Origin of the sequence: Nannocystis exedens, from assembly GCF_002343915.1 — a bacterium.
Lineage (GTDB): Bacteria > Myxococcota_A > Polyangia > Nannocystales > Nannocystaceae > Nannocystis > Nannocystis exedens.
Window position 1 is genome coordinate 4,161,942 of record NZ_NETK01000001.1, and the last position, 14,255, is coordinate 4,176,196.

At 71.6% G+C, this 14,255-nt stretch carries 13 protein-coding genes; 8 read left to right on the forward strand and 5 right to left on the reverse strand.

Going from position 1 to position 14,255, the window contains the following annotated elements:
* Nucleotides 1-44: 44 nt before the first annotated feature.
* Together NAEX_RS16385 and NAEX_RS16390 are read right to left on the reverse strand one after the other, a co-directional pair.
* Complete coding sequence (locus tag NAEX_RS16385; protein WP_096328428.1) at nucleotides 45-1,379, reverse strand: FAD-binding oxidoreductase; 1,335 nt, start codon at nucleotides 1,377-1,379, stop codon at nucleotides 45-47.
* A 357-nt stretch (nucleotides 1,380-1,736) separates the two neighbouring features.
* Nucleotides 1,737-2,189, reverse strand: coding sequence for a PDZ domain-containing protein (locus tag NAEX_RS16390; protein WP_143140595.1), 453 nt, complete (start codon nucleotides 2,187-2,189; stop codon nucleotides 1,737-1,739).
* A 198-nt stretch (nucleotides 2,190-2,387) separates the two neighbouring features.
* Between NAEX_RS16390 and NAEX_RS16395 the strand changes: the two genes are divergently transcribed.
* The 5 genes from NAEX_RS16395 (at nucleotide 2,388) to NAEX_RS16415 (ending at nucleotide 7,747) form a co-directional block, all read left to right on the forward strand.
* Nucleotides 2,388-3,287, forward strand: coding sequence for an SGNH/GDSL hydrolase family protein (locus NAEX_RS16395; protein ID WP_096328430.1), 900 nt, complete (start codon nucleotides 2,388-2,390; stop codon nucleotides 3,285-3,287).
* A 229-nt stretch (nucleotides 3,288-3,516) separates the two neighbouring features.
* Nucleotides 3,517-4,971 (forward strand): penicillin-insensitive murein endopeptidase, encoded by a 1,455-nt coding sequence (locus NAEX_RS16400; protein ID WP_096328431.1) that lies wholly within the window; start codon nucleotides 3,517-3,519, stop codon nucleotides 4,969-4,971.
* 394 nt (nucleotides 4,972-5,365) lie between these two features.
* A complete protein-coding gene (locus NAEX_RS16405) occupies nucleotides 5,366-5,827 on the forward strand; it encodes a YkgJ family cysteine cluster protein (protein WP_096328432.1) in 462 nt (153 codons plus the stop codon).
* Nucleotides 5,828-5,901: 74 nt separating this feature from the next.
* Entirely contained in the window at nucleotides 5,902-7,044 is a 1,143-nt protein-coding gene (serC, locus tag NAEX_RS16410; protein WP_096328433.1) for a 3-phosphoserine/phosphohydroxythreonine transaminase, read from the forward strand.
* 28 nt (nucleotides 7,045-7,072) lie between these two features.
* Nucleotides 7,073-7,747 carry a suppressor of fused domain protein gene (locus tag NAEX_RS16415; protein WP_096328434.1) on the forward strand — a complete coding sequence of 225 codons (675 nt, stop codon included), beginning with the start codon at nucleotides 7,073-7,075 and terminating at the stop codon, nucleotides 7,745-7,747.
* Nucleotides 7,748-7,910: 163 nt separating this feature from the next.
* On the opposite strand, the gene NAEX_RS16420 is transcribed toward NAEX_RS16415, so the two are convergent.
* Together NAEX_RS16420 and NAEX_RS16425 are read right to left on the reverse strand one after the other, a co-directional pair.
* A complete protein-coding gene (locus NAEX_RS16420; protein WP_096328435.1) occupies nucleotides 7,911-9,071 on the reverse strand; it encodes a hypothetical protein in 1,161 nt (386 codons plus the stop codon).
* Between the two features lie 241 nt (nucleotides 9,072-9,312).
* Nucleotides 9,313-10,248 carry a hypothetical protein gene (locus NAEX_RS16425; protein WP_096328436.1) on the reverse strand — a complete coding sequence of 312 codons (936 nt, stop codon included), beginning with the start codon at nucleotides 10,246-10,248 and terminating at the stop codon, nucleotides 9,313-9,315.
* A 63-nt stretch (nucleotides 10,249-10,311) separates the two neighbouring features.
* Here NAEX_RS16425 and NAEX_RS16430 point away from each other — a divergent pair, with 63 nt between their 5' ends.
* The 3 genes from NAEX_RS16430 to NAEX_RS16440 all read left to right on the forward strand — a co-directional run bounded on the left by NAEX_RS16430 (nucleotide 10,312) and on the right by NAEX_RS16440 (nucleotide 13,783).
* Nucleotides 10,312-10,965: a glutathione S-transferase family protein gene (locus tag NAEX_RS16430; RefSeq protein WP_096328437.1), complete on the forward strand. Its 654-nt coding sequence runs from the start codon at nucleotides 10,312-10,314 to the stop codon at nucleotides 10,963-10,965.
* A 196-nt stretch (nucleotides 10,966-11,161) separates the two neighbouring features.
* A complete protein-coding gene (locus NAEX_RS16435; protein ID WP_170135773.1) occupies nucleotides 11,162-11,911 on the forward strand; it encodes an SRPBCC family protein in 750 nt (249 codons plus the stop codon).
* A gap of 141 nt (nucleotides 11,912-12,052) precedes the next feature.
* The gene (locus tag NAEX_RS16440; protein ID WP_143140594.1) at nucleotides 12,053-13,783 is read left to right on the forward strand and encodes a receptor L domain-containing protein; all 1,731 of its coding nucleotides are present in this window, start codon (nucleotides 12,053-12,055) and stop codon (nucleotides 13,781-13,783) included.
* A 57-nt stretch (nucleotides 13,784-13,840) separates the two neighbouring features.
* Here NAEX_RS16440 and NAEX_RS16445 read toward each other — a convergent pair whose 3' ends face one another.
* Complete coding sequence (locus NAEX_RS16445) at nucleotides 13,841-14,245, reverse strand: hypothetical protein (protein WP_096328440.1); 405 nt, start codon at nucleotides 14,243-14,245, stop codon at nucleotides 13,841-13,843.
* Between the last annotated feature and the right edge of the window lie 10 nt (nucleotides 14,246-14,255).

Below are 14,255 nucleotides of genomic sequence, written 5' to 3' on the forward strand. Positions count from 1 at the left end.
GGGTGCAGCGGGCGACCTGCGAAGTCCAGGCGCGATGTCGTGCCTCAACCGACGCGGTGCAGCTTCTCGTACAGGCCCGGGAACACGCCGTGCGGATCGAGGCGCCGCTTGGCGGCGTCGTAATTGCCCTCGTCGTAGATCGAGAAGAAGCGCTCGCGGGTGTAGTGGTTGCGCGAGATCAGCGTCTTCACCCCGTCGCACGCGTACGTCTGCTCCTCGAACACCTGCGACCAGTCGAGCTCGGGATCGCCGTTGGGCATGCCGTACACGGCGCAGTCGACCAGCAGCGGATCGCCGATCTTGTCGACCATCGCCGGGCTCAGCCACGGATACCACCTCGGCAGACGGTAAGGGATCACCCAAAGCGGATAGAAGCGCGGCTCGCGGGCGTACCACCCGTAGAAGTCGAGGATCCGCCGGTGCGGCACGAACAGGTCGACGACGACGTCGGGCCGCCGCTTGATCGCCCCGAGCAGCGGCGCGAGCCGGTTCGACCAGCGAATGAGGTTGGTCGAGCCGAGCACGTGCTTGCCGACGAGCGCGCGCACCAGCCGGTTCTCGAGCCCGGGGACCGTGCGCGTCAGCCAGTGACACTCGGTGTCGTAGCGGAAGAAGTAGTCGCGCGTCCGCAGGTAGTCGACCGCGCGCGCGCGCGTGCTCTTGTAGAAGATGTCGAGCCGGCGGTAGTCGCTGACGTACGGCGCTTGGGCGACGTGCCGGCCCAGGCACAGCACCAGCTCGTCCGGCCCGTGGACGATGCCGTCGATGAACTCGTGGTCGCCCGCCTCGCAGTAGGTCCGCATGGCCGCGAAGTAGCTGACCGGGTCGCGGTGGCGTTCGTAGGTCAGCTGGACGAACGGCTCGGCCGGCACCAGGTCGAACTCGAGCCGCGTCAGGATCGCCAGCGTCCCGTACGAGCCGTGGACCATGTCGAACAGCAGCGACTCGCGCTCGCGCGAGCAGGTGATGACCTCGCCCGCCCCGCTCACCAGCTCGAGCTCGTGGCAGGTGTCGTGGAAGCCGCCGACCCGGAACGAGGTCGACTCGACCGCGCACCCGGCCACCGCCCCGCCGATCGTGATGCCCTCGAGCTCCGGCACCACCGCGGGCACCAGTCCCAGAGGCAATGTCGCATCGACCAGGTCGGCGAACGTCAGCCCCGGCTCGGCGACGCAGCGCCGCGCCTCGCGGTCGATGTGCAGCACCCGGCGCAGCGCCGACACGTCGATCGCCGGGCTGCGGAAGCGACGGTCGCCCGGCAGCGGCACCACGTGGTGGACCCCGCCCTTGTCGATGTGGACCCGCTCCCCGCGGCTCGTCCGCTCGCGGACCTCGGCGGCGATGGTGTGGACGCGGGCCTCGTGCTCGGCGGCGATCATGACGGGGAGTGTTTTGGTTCCCGCCGGCGCGAGCAACCCCGGAGGCGAATGCAGGCGCGGAACGCCGTGACGCAGCCTCGCCGCGTCGCGAGCCGCGGAAGTCCGGCGCCGACGCGGAGCCGCCGACGGAAGCTTCGAGGCGGAAGGTCGCCGAGGCCCGGGCGTCGAGCGGCGCTCCGGCGGCGCGTCGCGACCCCACGGTCGCCGGAGCCGGATGCTCGGGCCCCGGTCGCGCTCGCGGACCCGAAGCCCGCCTCGCTGGCCGAAATTAACGCGAACAGCCCCGCGGCGCGAGGCGCCGGGGGCCGTCGGGAGCGGACAGGAGGGCCGCCGGGAGTCGGGCCGAGGGGCCCGGGCTCACTTCTGGACGCGGATCAGCTGACGCTCGAGGGTCACGAACTTGTGGCCGCTGCAGCGGGTCGCGACCTCGATCGTCACGCTGGTGCCGGCCGGACCGCGGAGGGCGGCGGCCCAGTCTTCGACGCTGACCGGGTACATGCCGTCGACCGACACGAGGTGCATGCCCTCGCGGAGGACGCCGTCGGCCGGGGCGCCGGGGAGGACATCGCGGACGACCACGAACTCGCCGCGCTGCTGGATCACCGCGCCGATGCCCGAGTAGGTGTAACCGCGTTCAGCGACGGCGACGGCGCGCTGGGCCTTGCAGTTGGTGCCGGCGTAGCGCTGCAGCAGGGCGGCCGAGGTGGCCATCGAGCCTGCGAGGATGATCGAGCCGAGGATGATCTTTCGCGCTGTCCGCCAGCGGGAGATCGAAGTGGCCAGGTTGGTGTCGGTCTCTGAATTCTGCATGACCATCGCTCCTGTGCCTGACGCCTCGAGGTCGTGGATGCTCAGGCTTGTCGAGTGTTTCACAGCTTCGCGGGGGTTGCCAGCGGCGCAAATACCGGCCTTTCGGCGGCGCCATTCCCGGCCCCTGCTCGGGTTCGCCCCGGCGAAGTGCCAGCTTCTTTGCCAACCGGCCGCCGTTCGGGCTATAGGCGTGGCCCCATGCCCCTCCTGCGGCTGTTTGTCCCTCTGACCCTGGTGTTCGCCCTCGCCTGCGACAAGTCGACGCCTGCGACCCCGGCGCTGACGCCCCCGCCCGCGGCGATCCCCTCGGGCGATCCGCCGGCCGCTGAGCCTGCTCCTGCGGCCGCGGCGGCTCCCCAGGAGCCCGCGATCGCGCCGGCGACTCCGGAGCCTGCGCCCGTAGAGGTCGCCGCCGCCCCCAGCGGCCCGCGCAAGGTGCTCGTGCTCGGCGACAGCCTGGCCGCGACCGGCTTCGGCGCGATGCTGGAGAAGAAGCTCGACGAGCACCCCGACATCGAGTGCTTCCGCAAGGCCAAGAGCGCCACCGGCCTGGCTCGGCCGGACTTCTACGACTGGGAGTCCGAGGCCAAGAAGGCGGTCGAGCAGCGCAAGCCCGACCTTGTGGTCGTCATCATGGGCGGCAACGACGGCCAGGACCTCACCACCAAGTCCGGCAAGGGCAAGCGGGTGGCCTGGAAGTCCGACGGCTGGAACGACGCCTACAAGGAGCGGGTCGCTGAATTTCTCAGCGAGATCTCCGCCGAGGGCCGCAAGGTCCTGTGGCTCGGCCTGCCCCGCACCGGCACCACCAGCTTCGAGCAGAAGCTCAACACCATCCGCGAGGTGCAGAGCCAGGCGCTCGCCGACTTCGGTGAGGCCGGGGTCTACCTCGACACCACCCCCTTCCTCACCGACTCGGCCGGCGAACTCATCGACACCGCGACCGTCGGCAAGCGCAAGGCGCAGGCCCTCCGCGAAGAGGACGGCATCCACTTCACGATGGCCGGCAGCGAGTTCTTCGCCGACAAGGTCTATCCCGAGGTGCTGCGCGTCCTCGGCGTCGAAGACGCCGCTGAGGGCAAGAAACCCCAGAAGTGACCTGGGCAGATCTCCCCTGCGCGTCGCCTCGCGCGCCGCGCACTCGGGTATTCTGCAATCCGATTGCAGTTGCAGTTTTGCCTCCAGCGCCGTGTGTATGCCGTCGTTCGGCCGCACGGCGCGGCAATAGCCGCAGGCTCCGCGGCCGGCGCCGGCGAGGGCGAGGCGCGCGCGACCGGCGTGCCCGCAGCGGACGGCCTCTGCTAGCTTGTCCGGTGCTCTTGCCCGCATGACCCAGGCCTCGTCCGCACGCCCATTCCGGCACGCCGCCCTCCGGCGGTGGTGGTCGTTCTGGGCGCTGCTCGTGGTGCTCTGCGGCGGTCTGGCGACGCCGCTGGTGTCCGAGGCCGCGGCGGCGTCGAGCAGCAGCAAGAAGAAGTCGTCGTCGAGCAGCAAGAAGAAGTCGAGCAGCAAGAAGAAGAAAGCGAGCAGCAAGTCGGCCGCGCCGAAGCCGATCAAGCCGCTGCAGCGCGACGTGGTCGGGCCCGAGGCCGTCCCCGACGGCGACTACGCCGAGGGCGAGACCGACACCGACGGCGAGGGCGACCTCGAGGAGGACACCGGGGACGCCGGAGATCCGGAGTCGGAGCTCGAGGCGATCGAGCGCGAGCTGCTGTCCCAGCCGGCCGGCCCCGAGCCCGAGATCGTCTACGCCGAGGGTCCGCCCCCGCCTCCGCCCCCGCCGGTCAAGCCGCGCTCGCTCAAGCACGTGCTGATCCCCGGCGAGACCCTCGACGACGTCGCCAGGCTGTATCAGGTCGAGGTCGGCGATCTCGCCAAGTGGAACGGGATCCGGGCCGGCGAGCCGATCCCCAAGAAGAAGAAGGACCTGCGGGTGATCACCACCCACAGCCCGCCGCCGCGCGAGAAGCTCGAGCACCTCGTCAAGCGCGGCGACACCTGGGAGAAGATCGCCGCCGAGTTCGGGGTCGACGTCGCCAAGCTGCGCCAGCAGAACCCGCGCCTCGGCGACAAGCTTCAGCCCAAGCCGAAGCAGAAGCTCAAGGTCGTCGCCTGGAAGGACCTCGACCTCTCGCCCTCGGCCGCGCTGGGCACCAAGCTCGCGCAGATCCGCGTCCGCGCCGGCGGCCTCAGCATCGGCAAGCCCAACCGCGGCAAGCTGGTCCGCGGCGTCGAGCTGCCCGACCGCCCCGACCTCTACGTCAAGCGCAAGCCCGACGAGTCGTACGGCTCGACCCACACGGTGATGCAGACCTTGGCGGCGATCACCCGCTTCCGCCACGAGAGCAACTTCAAGGGCCAGGTCGTGATCGGCGGGATGAGCCGGGCCCGCGGCGGCCGGTTCCGGCCGCACAAGTCGCACCAGAGCGGCCGCGACGTCGACATCCGCCTGCCGCTCTTGCGCTCGGCCGAGGGCAAGCGGCACACGACCTCGGCCGACGTCGACTGGAAGGCGACCTGGCAGCTGATGCGCGCCTTCCTCGACACCGGCGAGGTCGAGTACATCTTCCTCGAGTACAACCTGCAGAAGCGGATCTACAAGGCCGCCCGCGAGTCGGGCGTGTCGCGCGAGCAGCTCGACGCGTGGCTCGAGTGGCCGGTGAAGATCAAGAAGCGCAGCAACAAGCGCGTCCTCATCCGCCACGTCGAGGGCCACACCACGCACATGCACGTGCGGATCCGCTGCGGCCCGAACGAGAAGCACTGCTACTCCTCCCGCTGAGGAGCGCCGCGTCCTCGCGCCTCCGTCCGGCGTCGGCGTCGCCTCGATCACCTTCTCGACCTCGCCACAGCGCGGCGCCTCGGGCGTCCGCTCGGCCTCCCTCCTCCAACCTGCTCTCGGGCCGCCAGCTCCTCTCCTTCGCCTCGGGCCTCCGCTCGGCCTCCCCGCTCCCGACCTCGCTCACGCTCCGCCGGTCCCTCTCCTGCGCTTCAGGCGTCCGTCTCCCGGCTCCGCGAGCTTCCCGCGTCGACCTCGCTCACGCTCCGCGAGCTCGACCCGCAGCGCCGCTCCCTGCTGCGGGAGCTCTCCTCGATCTCTGCTCTCACGCTCCGCGAGCCCCGCGCTCCGCGAGCTTCCCGCTTCGACCTCGCTCACGCTCTCCCTGCGCCCTCGCATGTCCCTCGCCACCCTGTGTCAGCGCTGCGCCCTGTGTTGCGACGGCAACCTGTTCGCGACGGTCCCGCTGCAGCCCGGCGAAGTCGGCGCCGTGCGCCGGCGCGGCCTCGTCGTCCTGGACCGCGACGCCGGCGCGGCCCTGGCCCAGCCGTGCGCGGCCCTGCAGGCCCAGAGCTGCGCGATCTACGACGACCGCCCCGCGCCCTGTCGCCGCTACGAGTGCATGCTGTACGCCGCGCTCGCGGCCGACGAGGTCGGGCTCGCCGACGCCCTCGCGGTGGTCGCCGAGGCCCGCGCGCGCCTCGCTGCCGTCACCGACGCGCTGCCCGGCGACGGCCCCCCGCTCGTGCGGGCGCGGGTCGCGGCGCGCGAGGGTCACCTGTCCCCGGAGACACACGCGCTCGTGGTCCGCGCGAGCGAGTTCCTCGAGCGACGTTTCCGCGGTCACACGCGCCGCTGAGGCCCGCACGGGCCGCGCGGGAGTGCGCAAACCCACGACCTTGGCCGCGGGCGGCGCTGATATGCTCCTGCGCCATGAGCAGCGGCAAGCCCAAGCTGTGGAACTTCTCGGCCGGTCCGGCCATTCTCCCGCCGGTGGTGCTCGAGCGCGCGGCCGAGGCCGTGCACGAGCTGCGTCAGGACGGGCACGCCAAGGACGCCGCCGGCGTCGGCATGTCGATCCTCGAGATCTCGCACCGCAGCGCGCCGTACGAGGCGATCACGTTCGGCGCGGAGAAGCTGGTCCACGAGGTCCTGGGGGTCCCCGAGACGCACCAGGTGCTGTTCCTGCAGGGCGGCGCGAGCCTGCAGTTCGTGATGGTGCCGCTCAACCTGCGCGAGGCCGACAAGTTCGCCGCCTACGTCGACACCGGGGTGTGGTCGGGCCGGGCGATCGCCGAGAGCGAGGGCCTCGGGCCGACGCGCGTGGTCGCAAGCTCCAAGGCCACCAACTACGATCGGATCCCCGAGTTCCCGGCGGCCGACACGTACGCCGGCGCCAGCTACCTCCACATCACCACCAACAACACGATCTACGGCACCGAGTACCCCGAGATCCCCGAGGCCCAGGGCGGCGTGCCGCTGGTGATCGACTTCTCGAGCCACGCCGGCGCGCGGCCGATGGCGCTCGAGCGGGCCGCGCTCGGCTACGCCGGCGCGCAGAAGAACCTCGGCCCGTCGGGCGTCACGCTCGTCTACGTGCGCAAGGACCTGCTGGCCAAGAAGCCCGCCGCGCACGTCCCGGTGTACCTGCGCTACGGCACCCACGCCAAGGAGCCGAGCCTCTACAACACGCCCAACACCTTCGGTGTGCTGGTGCTCAAGCTCGTGCTCGAGTGGATGCGCGACGAGGGCGGCCTCGCGGCGATCGGCGCCCGCAACGAGCGCAAGGCCCGGCGGCTGTACGACGTGCTCGACCACAGCAAGGTGTTCCAGCCGCACGCCCAGCCGGGCAGCCGCTCGCACATGAACGTCACGTGGACCTGCGGGCGCGCGCCCGAGGCCCAGCGCGAGGCGATCGCCAAGAAGTTCCTGGCCGAGGCGCAGGCGCTCGGCTTCGACGGGCTCAAGGGCCACCGGTCGGTCGGCGGTTTCCGCGCCTCGATCTACAACGCCTTCCCCGAGGCCGGCGTCGTCGCCCTGTGCGAGTTCATCACCGAGTTCGAGCGCCGCCTGTAGGCCCGACCTCGCCCACGACCTCCGCCGCATGTCCGAACCCATGAAGGCCCCGGGCTGGGCCGCGATCGACGCCGCCTGCCAGCGGCTCTACCCGCGCCAGGTCCCGCACCAGTACACCAGCAAGACCGCCTACGAGCTCGAGTCGCCGAGCCCGTTGCCGGCGATCACCGTGTGGGAGGGCCAGCGGCCGGCCCACTGGCACTACGTCACCTACGGCCTCACCGAGCTGTTCGAAAAGACATCTCACGACCCGAACGTGTCCGGCTTCGGCTTCGAGCTCACGATGCGGGTCCCGCGGGCCGAGGGCGAGGCGCAGCCGCCCGCGTGGGCCCTGCGGACCCTGCAGAGCCTCGGCCGCTACGTCCTCGGCAGCCGCAAGGGCTTCGACACCGGCCACCGCGCCGACCTCGGCGGCCCGATCGCCACCGGCATGAGCACCGAGCTCACCGCCCTCGTCTGCGTCCCCGACCCCCTGCTCGGCAAGATCACCGGCCCCTACGGCTCGGTGCTGTTCCTCCAGGTCATCGGCGTCACCGCCGACGAGCTGGCGGCGATGGAGCGCCTCGACCACGAGGGCGTCGTCCACATGATGGGCGAGATCGACTTCCATGGCCTCACGGACCTGTCCCGCGGGTCATGGCTCAAGAACCCGCAGAAGGCCCCGGTCGTCCGCCGCTACCAGCTCGGCATCCTGCGCGACTGAGCCCCGGCGCCCGCGGGCAGGCGTGGACGAGGGACCGCGGCTCACCTGGACCCCAGCTGGCGCGCGAGGCATATCTCTGGGGACATGCCTTTGCAGACATGTCTTGGCGGACATGGCCTGGAGGGCATGTCTCCTTCGACAGGCGGCGGCGCCCGAGTCCCGCTCAGCTCGGGTCGGGCGGCTGGACGCAGCGCGTGAACTCGCCGCAGGTCTCGGCGGTCATGCACCTTCGCATCTGCGGCCGGTTCCAGTCGGTCACCGCGAACTCGCACATGCGCCGGCACGACCGCATGTAGCGCTCGAGCGCCTTGCCCTCCGGCGGAGCCACGTTGTTGGCCTCGGACTCGCACCCGAGCTGGCGGTCGCACAGCTGCTGGCACAGCGCCACCTCGTCGTCGGCCGGCTTCGGCGCGCTGGTCGGGGTGGTCGTCGTCGGCTCGGGGCCGATCGTGCCCGGCGACGTCGTCGGCCCGGGGGACCCGCCCGCCGCGACGCAGGTCCCATCTGGCTTTCGAGACATGCCCACAGGGCAAGGTTCCATCGCGCAGGTCTGCCCGTCCCACCGGCTGCCGGTCGGGCACGCGGTCGGCTGGGCCGCCGCGAGCCCGGGCAGCGCGCTCAGCTCGATGCGGATCAGCGCCCCGCAGCCCTCGGGCGGCTTCGTGTCCGCCGTGGTCGAGGCGTCGCAGCTGGCCGGCTGGCCGTCGGCCGACAGCGTCTCGCGCTCCGCCGTCGAACCCGCGCCGGCGCCGATCTGATTGAACCCGGCGCCGACCTTGATCTCCCCCGCCCCGCCGGCGAAGAAGTGGAACGCCCCGACCTGCACCCCGGTGATGATGTGCGTCGCCGCGTCGCAGTCGCCCGTCAGCAGGTCGCGCCCCGGCCGGCCCTGCGGCGCCTCGAGCATGCCGACCAGCGCGATCTCGACGTCGAGCTCGCCGGCGCGGGCCAGCTTGCCCTCGAGCCGGGCGGCGCCGAGCGGGAGCTGGGCGTAGAGCTCGTCGGCGCTGCGGATCTTCACGCGATCGTTCTTGCGGGTGAGGCCGAGGTACGAGTACTCGCCCTGCACGTCGCACTGGCGCATGACGGCGATCTCGCAGCCGTCGACGCGCACGGCCACGAGCCCGCGCTTGAGGCGAGCCTCGAGCGAGGCCCGCTCGGCCGCCGCCCACTCGACCACCAGCGGATGCGACGCGGCGCCCCCGACCACGCACTTGCCCTGCCCGGGGATCTCGAGCTCCGGCGGCTTCGCCAGCCGCTCCGCCGGACTGCGACAGGAGCCGAGCGCCAACATCACCGCGAACCAGCCGCCGAAGCGAATCACCGCTGCAGCCTAGCAGAGCCGACGTCCGCGCGCCGAGCCCGAACCGCGTGACCTCGCGCTGGCTCCCCTCGCACCGCCTCGCACACCCGCCGTCCCCGCCGCGCGACCACGCCCCCGCGGCCGCCCACCTGTCTCTTCGGCCATCCGAGTTCGCGAGGGCCCGTCCTCCCCGCCCTCCCCGACAGACGAAGCGCGGCAGGTCGCCCCGCCGCGCCGGCTGTCTCTTCGGTCAGGCCCTGCCTCAGATCCCGCAAGACCACTTGGCCAGCGGGTCGGCGCCGCCGTCCTTGAGCTTGAGGATCCGGTCGCCGCCGCCGCCGTCGGTGAGGACCGCGTTGACCCACACTTCTTGCGACTTGTCGCCGTCGAGGTCGATGAACGCGCGGACCGTGTAGGTCTCGGTGTCGTTGCGGGACTCGAGCAGCGGGACCCACTTGCCGGGGGCGTTGCCGCGCTGCAGCAGCACGCCGCTGTACGACAGCTTCTCGCTGTCCTTCGGGTTGACCACGTAGACCGAGAACAGCTTGTCGGCCTGGCCGTCGCCGTCGACGTCGAACGCCACCGACTGGTTGATCTGCAACTCCGCGTCGGGCTTGATGAGCTCCGACAGCGCCTTCTTCTCGTCCTCGCTGGCCACGCGGCCCTTCTCGCTGTAGGTCTCGGGGTCGACGCGGTTGACCAGCTTGCCCATCGACTTCGGGAACACCGCGTAGTCGAACGTCTCGCCGGAGTCGACCGAGGGGATGCCGATGCTGGTCGGCTTGTCCTCGCCCGGCTGGCACATCGCGCTCTTCGGCGCGCCGGCCTTGTCGAGCTTCTCGACGCTGTTCGAGCGCAGGTAGACCTCGTCGCCGGCCTTGACCAGCGCGAGGCAGTCCTTGCCGCCGTCGAGCTTCTTCTTGGCGCTGTCGTAGCAGCCGATCGGGATGAGCGCGCCGTCGACCGTGAAGAACACCGCGCTGGCCTCGGGGGGCACCGGCCCGCTGAGGTCGAGCGCCTGCACCGCCTTGTCGAGGCTGGTCGCGTCGTTGCGCTTGGTGTCGGCGAGATCGGTCTTGGCGTCGACCTTGGCGTCCTTGGCGTCGGCCTTGGCGCCCTTGGCGGGGTCGCTGGCGCCGCCGCAGGCGGCGAGGACGAGGGCGAGCGTGAGGGGGTAGACGGCCTGGCGTGCGATCATGGCGGGCGCACGATAGCAACAGGACTGTCCACCGCCAAGCCGCTGTCCTACGCTCCGGAGCGCATGTCCCGGCCGCACAGCCCCGAGCTTATCCTCGTCATCGGCGACAAGCGCAAGTCGTCGTGGAGCCTCCGCCCCTGGCTCGCGCTGCGGGCCACCGGTTACCCCTTCCGCGAGCGCAAGATCCTCCTCGATCGCGACACCACGCGGGCCGAGCTCGAGGCCGCCTCGCCGACCGCGAAGGTGCCGGTGCTCCTCGACGGCGAGCTGGCGATCTGGGAGTCGCTGGCGATCTGCGAGACGCTCGCCGAGTGGTTCCCCGCCGCCGGGCTCTGGCCCGCGGACCCCGGCGTCCGCGCGCAGGCGCGCAGCGCGGCGACCGAGATGCACGGCGGCTTTGCCAGCCTGCGGCGCGAGTTCCCGATGGACCTGACGCTGCGCACGCGGGCCACGCCGTCGACCGCGACGCAGCTCGAGATCGACCGGATCTGCCAGCTGTGGCGCGACTGTCGGGCTCGCTTCGGGGCCGGCGGCGACATGCTCTTTGGGACATGGTCGATCGTCGACTGCATGTACGCCCCGGTCGCCACCCGCTTCCGCAGCTACGGCGTCGCGCTCGACCCCGTGTGCGCGACCTACGTCGACGCGGTCCTCGCCACCCCCGACATGCGCGCGTGGACCGACGAGGCCGAGCTCGAGGCCGGCGAAATCCCCTGAGCGCGGGCCGCCGCGCGGCCCTGTGAGCGCCGGCGCGGGCGGCTCACCGGGCTCGGCCGTGACGCCGCGGCTTGCACGGCGCGCCGACCGGGACCAAGACATGGCGCCGCGCGGCGGTAGAGGTGCCATGTTCGACAAGCTCCGAGACCTGCGTCGCCACCTCGGCGACCGATCCGATTGGCCTGATGAAGTCAACGTGCATCCGCTCGAGCGCGCCGCCTCCTTGGCCGGCGCCGTCGGTTGCTTCGCGCTGGCGGCCGTGCGTCGCACCTGGGGCAGCATCCCGGTGCTCGCCCTCGGCGGCGCGCTGCTGCACCGGGCGGTCACCGGCCACAGCCTGCTCTACGCCCGCCTCAAGGTCAGCACGGCCCACGGCGTGCGGGGTCCCAGCGCCAGCGTGCCCCACCACCAGGGCGTCAAGCTGGTGCACACGCTCACGGTGCGCCAGCCGCCCGAGCGCGTCTACCGGTTCTGGCGCGAGCTCGACAACCTGCCGCGCTTCATGCATCACCTCGAGTCGGTCACCGTGCTCGACGAACGCCGCTCGCGCTGGCGCGTGCGCGGCCCGGCCGACATCTCGGTGTCGTGGGACGCGGAGATCATCAACGACGTCCCGGGCGAGCTGATCGCCTGGCGCTCGCTCGAGGGCGCCGAGGTGCCGAACGCTGGCTCGGTCCGGTTCGAGCGCGGCGTCGGCGGTCACACCACGCGGATCACCGTCAACCTCGAGTACCACCCGCCGGCCGGTGTGATCGGCAACATGATCTCCAGCGCGCTCGGGGCCAACCCCGAGAAGCAGATCGAGTCCGACCTGCAGCGCTTCAAGGAGCTGCTCGAGACCAACGTGCCGCACGCCGACGCGCCGCAGCGCGGCCGCCTGCGCGACGTCCGGGACCTCGAGACCGCCCGCCAGGTGCTCCAGCTCGACGACCTGACCAAGAACTGAGCCGTCGTCGCGCGGACGGCCCGCATGGCCACGCGCGGCGAGTTCCATCGACGCGCCGGGGCTCGAGCCGGACGCGAACGATCACCCCTCCCCTGCGCCGCCCGGCTTGTCCCGAGTCGGGCGGCGTGATGCTGTGAGAGCATGATCGAACGCTGCCGAGCCGCTCTCCGCACGGGCGTCCCGATGCTGCTGCTCACGGCTTGCGGCCCCGAGCCCGGCGAACCGTCGACCACCAGCGACGACGCGACCACGAGCACGGGCATCACCACTGACGCGACCGCCTCGACGACCGCGGTCGAGCCGACCACCACCGACGCGCCGACCACCACCGACGCGCCGACCACCACCGACGCCCTGCCCGTCGACTGTCTCGAGGGCGACGTCGACATCCGCGAGCACGACACCGAGGCTGCGATCGCCGCGCTGGCGGGCGTCGAGTGCATCACCGGCTTCCTGTCGATCCTCAACGTCGACCGCCCCGACCTCAAGGGCCTCGAGTCGCTGCGGCAGGTCGGGGGATACCTCGACATCAGCCAAAGCGAGTTCGTCTCGCTCGCCGGGCTCGAGAACCTCGAGCGCGTCGGTCACCTCGGCATCACGCTGGACTCCGCCCTCACGGACATCAGCGCCCTGGCGAACCTGCAGGAGATCACCGGCGGCGGCCTGAACCTGTCCGGCGTCCCGATCACCGGCTTGCCGTTTCACAACCTCACCCACATCGCCGGCTCGGTCACGATTCACCACACCGCCCTCACGTCGCTCGCGGGCCTCGACGCGCTGGCGTCGATCGGCGGCCACCTCGACATCACGTTCAACCACGCGCTGACCAGCCTCGCGGGGCTGGGGAGCCTCGCCTCCGTCGGGGAGTTCATGCTCGTCCGTCACGACCCGGAGCTCCTCGACCTCTCCGGCCTCGCCGCACTCACCGACATCGGCGAGCGGCTCGAGATCGAGGACAACGACGCGCTCCAGACCCTCGGCGAGCTGCCGCTCGCCGCGGTCGGGGGCGACCTGCGGATCGTCGACAACGACGCGCTCCAGACCCTCGGCGCGCTCGCGCTGGGCTCCGTCGGCGGCGACCTCGAGCTCGCCGGCAACGACGCGCTCGCCGATCTGGCCGGCTTCGAGTCGCTGACCACGATCGGCGCGGCGCTCGAGATCCAGGACAACGACGCCCTGGCCGCCGCGGCGGGATTCCCCGCGCTCGCGTCGGTCGGCACCGTCGCCGTCGAGTTCAACGGCGCCCTGACCGAGCTGGCCGGGTTCGACGCGCTGGTCGCCGTCGAGACCCTGCGGATCTACGGCAACGCGGCGCTGACGAAGGTCGCCGGCTTCGACGCCTTGACGTCCAGCCCCGGGTGCGTCGAGATCGCCGACAACGACGCGTTGACGACGCTCGCCGCGTTCCCGAAGCTGCAGCAGATCCGGCGCATCGACCTGGTGGACAACCCGGCGCTCGCCTCGCTGGTCGGGCTCGGGCAGCTCGAGACGGTCGACGAGCGGCTCACGCTCTCGGCCCTTGCGATCACCGACCTCTCGGACCTCGCGTCGCTGCGGAGCGCCGCCCTCGACATCCGGGTCAACCCCGCGCTCGCGAGCCTCGCCGGGCTCGAGGGCCTGGAGAGCGCGCAGTTCGTGGCCGTCGACTTCAACCCCGCGCTCACGTCGGTCGCCGCCCTTCAGATCGGCGTGGGCGGCTCGCTGGCGACCACCGAGTCGCTGAGCATCGTCGGCAACGAGGCGCTCGCCACCTGCGGCGCCGTCGCCGTCCCGGAGGCGATGACGGTGATGCCGACCATCCTCTGCATCCTCGGCAACGAGGCCGACGTCTGCCCCGACATCGACGAGAACTGCCTCGTCGCGACGCCGTAGCTACGTGTTCTAAAGGACATGCCCCATGAAGCATGTCCCTTGCGCCACCTCACCCTGTCAATAGTCGCGCCGGGCCCCGACCGCGCCGCCGATCCTGCCCGGGATCAGGCACGCGAACGGGGTGGCGAGGACGAGCCAGGCCGGGTGCGGGATGACCCACAGGTTCATCGCGCTGGCGACGAGGAGCACGGCGCCGACGATCACCCCGAAGCGCTGCGGCCGGCGGCCGCTGGCGGCCAGCGCGGCCACGGCCCCGCCGCAGAAGGCGCCGGCGGCCCAGGCGATCGGCACGAAGGCGAGGGCGAGGAACGGAGCGTGCTCGATGTAATCGCGGATGGCCTTTGGGTCATCCAGCCGGAGGTCGGCCGGCGGCGGATAAACGGCGTGGCCGATAAGTTCGACGATCATGATCGCGAACACGGCGACCGCGACCCCGAGGACCACTGCGAACAGGTTGCGCATGGCCGGGAAG

Coding starts and splice junctions, on each gene's coding strand:
- NAEX_RS16385 (WP_096328428.1), bottom strand. CDS start 1,379: ATGATCGCCGCCGAGCACGAGGCCCGCGTCCACACCATCGCCGCCGAG.
- NAEX_RS16390 (WP_143140595.1), bottom strand. CDS start 2,189: ATGCAGAATTCAGAGACCGACACCAACCTGGCCACTTCGATCTCCCGC.
- NAEX_RS16395 (WP_096328430.1), top strand. CDS start 2,388: ATGCCCCTCCTGCGGCTGTTTGTCCCTCTGACCCTGGTGTTCGCCCTC.
- NAEX_RS16400 (WP_096328431.1), top strand. CDS start 3,517: ATGACCCAGGCCTCGTCCGCACGCCCATTCCGGCACGCCGCCCTCCGG.
- NAEX_RS16405 (WP_096328432.1), top strand. CDS start 5,366: ATGTCCCTCGCCACCCTGTGTCAGCGCTGCGCCCTGTGTTGCGACGGC.
- serC (WP_096328433.1), top strand. CDS start 5,902: ATGAGCAGCGGCAAGCCCAAGCTGTGGAACTTCTCGGCCGGTCCGGCC.
- NAEX_RS16415 (WP_096328434.1), top strand. CDS start 7,073: ATGTCCGAACCCATGAAGGCCCCGGGCTGGGCCGCGATCGACGCCGCC.
- NAEX_RS16425 (WP_096328436.1), bottom strand. CDS start 10,248: ATGATCGCACGCCAGGCCGTCTACCCCCTCACGCTCGCCCTCGTCCTC.
- NAEX_RS16430 (WP_096328437.1), top strand. CDS start 10,312: ATGTCCCGGCCGCACAGCCCCGAGCTTATCCTCGTCATCGGCGACAAG.
- NAEX_RS16440 (WP_143140594.1), top strand. CDS start 12,053: ATGATCGAACGCTGCCGAGCCGCTCTCCGCACGGGCGTCCCGATGCTG.
- NAEX_RS16445 (WP_096328440.1), bottom strand. CDS start 14,245: ATGCGCAACCTGTTCGCAGTGGTCCTCGGGGTCGCGGTCGCCGTGTTC.